A 1,060-nucleotide genomic window follows, 5' to 3' on the forward strand; every position below is an offset into this window, starting at 1 on the left:
CTTACGACGTGGTGCACGACAGCAAGCGCTGAGCAAGCCGTGACGCGAGAAGAGCCGTACGAGTTGGGAAGGTTGTGAAGCGATCCTTGGCCCGTACGGCTCTGTCGCATCGTATCTGCACCGCCATCTCACGGACGCAACTCGGCAAGATCGTCGCCGAGTTGGCGGGACCGTGGACGGCGCGGGAGGAAGCCCGGCTGCGTGAACGCCGAGGTCACGACCGTCTGCGGGCCGAAGGAGGCGGCCCTGGCCATCAGCTGGTGTTCACCGATCGGGTGATCGCCACTTTGGTCATCCTGCGCTTCCAGCTCCCGCATGCGGTTCTTGCCGTCTTCTACGGGGTCGACCGATCCACGATCACCCGGGCCGTGCATGAGATCCGGCCGCTGCTCGCGGCCCGCGGGTTCGCCGTGCCCGGCGAGCCCGGGCTGCGGCTTCGCACCCTGGCAGACGTCTTCGCCTACGCGGCGGCCCACGGTGTCGAGCTGCGGGTCGACGGGACCGAGACCCAGGTGCGGCGTCCGAAGGCGATGCGGCCCGGACGCCGGGCCTTCATCTCCGGCAAACGCAAGCAGAACACCAAGAAGACCACCGTGGTCAGCGACGATGCCGGCCGCACCCTGTGGACCGGCGCGATCCGCCCCGGTCGCATGCACGATCAGACCGCGCTGAAAACCGAGGGCATCTGGGACCTGCTCGAACAGTACCCGGAGGTGAAAGCCCAGGTCGACGCCGGGTACCAGGGACTGGCGAAGGACTTCCCCGAGCAGGTAACCGCCCCGCCGAAGAAGCCCGGCAAGGACGCCGACACTGAGGAGGTCGCCGCCTGGGAGGCGGAGCGCAAGGCCCAGTCCTCCCGCCGAATCCCGGTCGAGCACGCCAACGCCGAACACAAGCAATGGCGCCCCCTCCAACGCTGGATCGGACGCCGCGAGTACTACGACGAGACCCACCTCGCCATCGCCGGCCTGGTCTCCGACCGCACCGCCCTGCGCTAATCACCCAACAGCCAACCCGCCAGGCCAGCACGCTCCCACCTCAGTCGTGCACCACGTCGTTA

Annotated in this window: 1 protein-coding gene; it reads left to right on the forward strand. The window is 68.1% G+C overall.

Features of this window, described 5'->3' with window-relative positions; genetic code table 11:
• Positions 1 to 74: 74 nt before the first annotated feature.
• Positions 75 to 998 (forward strand): transposase family protein, encoded by a 924-nt coding sequence (locus ABZZ74_RS54345; protein ID WP_356951475.1) that lies wholly within the window; start codon positions 75 to 77, stop codon positions 996 to 998.
• The last annotated feature ends 62 nt before the right edge of the window (positions 999 to 1,060 follow it).

Source organism: Streptomyces sp. NPDC006476 (assembly GCF_040612015.1).
GTDB classification, from domain to species: Bacteria; Actinomycetota; Actinomycetes; order Streptomycetales; family Streptomycetaceae; genus Streptomyces; species Streptomyces griseorubiginosus_B.